The sequence below is a fragment of the Chitinophaga sp. genome (genome assembly GCF_036566945.1).
GTDB lineage: Bacteria > Bacteroidota > Bacteroidia > Chitinophagales > Chitinophagaceae > Chitinophaga.
Genome location: NZ_DATCVJ010000978.1, coordinates 1 through 3,500, shown reverse-complemented (window position 1 = coordinate 3,500; position 3,500 = coordinate 1). Strand labels below are relative to the sequence as shown.

Sequence of the window (3,500 nt, the reverse complement as noted above, 5' to 3'; positions counted from 1 at the left end):
GTGTTGGAAAACCTCCAGGTAGCCCAGATGCCTCTTTTCAAAATGATGAGACAGGATTCCCGCCAATTTCGTTTTAAAAAAAATCGTTTCATCCTCCATTACCCTTAATAGATACTTCCAGGATTCGTGTTGAGGTAAATTCCTTTCTAAATTATCTGACATCATCTGATTCTTTAATATTATATCAACTACGTTATTGGCAAACGGACTCGCGGAACATGACCGCGATCCGTATTTTTGCTGTTTATCAACATGTTTACTATTTATTATGAGCGATAAATAGCGGGAATGACAGCGTTTGCATCAGCACATCGGCCATGCTTTCTCTGAACCACCGGGAAACGGTACTACGCCGGTATGCTCCCAGCACGGCGATGGCACCAGCTGTCTGTCCAAACATATAGCTCACAATTTCTTCTTCTGGTACACCTTCCATCACCTCATAGCCGGCATTCGGAAAATGTCTCTTAATAAAATCTTTCACCAGACCTTTATTTTCCAAATAGTTACCTTCCCGATTAACCGATAGCACGGTGGTTGGCAATGCTTGCAGAGATGGTAACAGGTAACTGTACATCTTTATAGCATATACGGAAGAGGGTTCTCCATCGTATAACAGCACCACACGGTCTATATCGCTGAAAACAGGAGGTACCAATACCTGGGTAGGCACAATAAGCACCGGACATTGCACATCTGTCAGCAGATCCCTGATAAAACGGGTAGGTGGTTTTGTGACATCGTGTACAAAGGTTTCGCGTGCGTCAACGATCAGCAGATCTGCATAAATGCTCTGCTCCAAGGCTTCCTGAAGTGAGATATTTCTGTGGCGATGCACACTGTAGGCAATCCCCGCTTTCTGACAGGCAGCTTCAAATGCGCCTGCAGCATTCTCGCGCTTTTCACTATCGTCTGCTTCAAGTTGCGCGAGTGTGGCCTGGTCTGTTCCGGCTTTTAACAACTGGTATAAATTAAAACTATTATAAGTAATATCCTGTGGGAAAACGCCGGTCAGATGCGCGTTCTGCTGTTTCGCTATCAATATCGAATAATGGAGTGTACTCTCCGAAAATCTAAGTCCGTCAAATATGGCTGCTATCTTTTGCATAGTAATGTTTTGCCCAAATGTAGGCTGCCAGGTAAAAATGACATATGATCCTCATTAGTTCGAATCCTGATTGTGGTCATTACCGGAATAATGACCCGAATCACGGAAACTTATGACCGGTGTCATTGATCTCCGGTGAAAACTGCATTAATTTTATAATCGAAATCAGGATACCTATTCTTCTCATTCACATTTAAAATCTGATATCATGCATGCTAATATATTTTCACTCACCTACCTGGTGGCAAATGCCATTAGCCTTGCAGTATTGATAGCGGCCATTTTCTGGCCACAGGTGGCCCGGCTTTTATTAGTCATGATCTTTATTGGCGCGGCGCTTTTTAACGCTGTTATGGCCATCCGCGAACCCGAACTGTTTATGACCTATGGCGCCATGACTGCTTCTGCAGCATACGAACAATTCATTTATGGCGCATTCCGCAATAATATTACCGCTATTGTCGTGTCTATTTCAATATGTCAGCTGGCAACAGGATTTTTCATTGCTGCCAGAGATGCACTGCTGAAGCTGGGGCTAATTGCTGCTACGATTTTCCTGGTAGCAATAGCTCCACTTGGTGCCGGTTCTGCATTCCCGTCTACGCTTTTATTGGCTGCAGCGGCTGTCATCTTGTTCTTTAAAACAAACTTTCTTTCCTCACATCCACTGCCCAACATTTTTCACCATTCATTTTCACATCACTAAAATGGTGCTGATAAAATATAGCTCCTGGCAGAAAAGTCAATTACGCACCATTAATAATAACCGTAAAATAATCAGGTATGAAAAAGGTATTACTCGCAGTTGACGGCGATAACTTCCCGGAAGGCGCCTTTGAATTCGCGAGAAAAATGAACGAACAAGAACCTATTCTGCTTACGGGAGTTTTTCTTCCGGAGCTGGATTTGAGTAGAAATATCACTTATGCATCTGTATTTGTGCCACTGTTAGAAACCTATGCAGCGGAATCTCTGGAAAAGAGTATTGCTACCTTCAGGCAGCAATGCATGAGATATGGAATTGATTACAACATTCATAATAATCTCCCTGAATATGGCATACCCGAATTAAAAAAGGAAACAAGGTTTGCCGACTTGCTACTATTGGGTCACGAAAAATTTTATGGAGATCTGAGTATTTACGGTACAGAAGAGTTTTTGGGTGGCGCACTTCACAACGCAGAATGCCCGGTTATTGCTGTTCCGGAAAAATTTTCCTTTCCGGAAAGCATAATTCTTACATATGATGGAGGATCATCTGCAGCACATGCCATAAAAAGTTTCGCCTATCTTTTTCCGCAACTATGCGATAGAAAGGCCATTCTTATTTATAGTACGGCCATAGAAAGGGAAATGCCCGAAATGGAAAAAATAAAAGAATTAGCCGGCCATCATTTCAGTAATCTCGAATTTCAGGTACTTAATGCCGATCCCAAAAAATACTTTGGTACCTGGCTGGATAACATTAAACATCCTATTGTAGTCAGCGGATCATATAATAGAACAGGCGTATCCAGAACCTTCAAACACAGCTTCATATCCGAAATAATGCGAGAACATAAGGTACCGGTCTATATCGCACATTTGTGAATAAAATGTCCTTGTGAGCTGAAATCATCTCGCCCATCCGATGAAATATCCGTATTATCCGGATATTTACAGCTATAGCTCTCTCACTGTTCAAAACACAGGAAAACATAGTCACACCTTGCTCACTAAAACAAAAAGGTGCATAATTATGAAGAACTTAATAAAGGCTAATTATAGCCTACACTCCGCCTCTATTCCCGAACCCGTTTTATGAAAATTTGAAAGCGCTTTATCAGCTGATGGTACTGATAGCGAACTAGATATTGTACATTTTAGCATAGTTATTTTGTATTTATATGATTTGGCAAATCCGAATAATGAGTTTAATTTAAGCGCAACCACTGTAGTACCAGAAAGTTATATGCCATTTTTAAACAAAAAATATGCTCAGAAAATTATCCTTATTACCGTTTTTAACATTTTTTATTCCCAATACAGTATTTTCTCAAGAAAAGTATGAAGACAGTATAAAAAGCATTATTGAAAAAGACTTTGCTCAAATAAAGTCAAAAGATTTCAAAAATTTAGTTCCTTATGAAACCGAAAAAGGAATGGGTTATTTAAATTCAAAAAACAATAAGACAGTTGTCAAGCCCTCTTATTATAAACTGGATTTTGCGAAACCAAATTTAAAAGGGAACTATGACGATATCGCGTATTTTGAACTAAACAGCGAGACAAAGGAAGTAAAAGTTTATTTACAAAATTGGCGAATTTTTGATGATTCCTCAATAAAGGATGGACCTATAAGAAAAGGTTACTCAAAAGGGTTCTATGTTGTAAATAATTCAATTTTTTCTTA

At 39.9% G+C, this 3,500-nt stretch carries 4 protein-coding genes; 3 read left to right on the top strand and 1 reads right to left on the bottom strand.

Features of this window, described 5'->3' with window-relative positions:
* Positions 1-259: 259 nt before the first annotated feature.
* Entirely contained in the window at positions 260-1,108 is an 849-nt protein-coding gene (locus tag VIP81_RS29355) for a universal stress protein (RefSeq protein WP_331970161.1), read from the bottom strand.
* A 208-nt stretch (positions 1,109-1,316) separates the two neighbouring features.
* Here VIP81_RS29355 and VIP81_RS29350 point away from each other — a divergent pair, with 208 nt between their 5' ends.
* The 3 genes from VIP81_RS29350 to VIP81_RS29340 all read left to right on the top strand — a co-directional run.
* Entirely contained in the window at positions 1,317-1,814 is a 498-nt protein-coding gene (locus tag VIP81_RS29350) for a hypothetical protein (protein ID WP_331970158.1), read from the top strand.
* 77 nt (positions 1,815-1,891) lie between these two features.
* On the top strand, positions 1,892-2,698 hold the full coding sequence (locus tag VIP81_RS29345; protein ID WP_331970154.1) for a hypothetical protein: 807 nt from the start codon (positions 1,892-1,894) through the stop codon (positions 2,696-2,698).
* Positions 2,699-3,081: 383 nt separating this feature from the next.
* A partial coding sequence (locus VIP81_RS29340; RefSeq protein WP_331970151.1) for a hypothetical protein occupies positions 3,082-3,500 on the top strand: 419 nt, incomplete at its 3' end.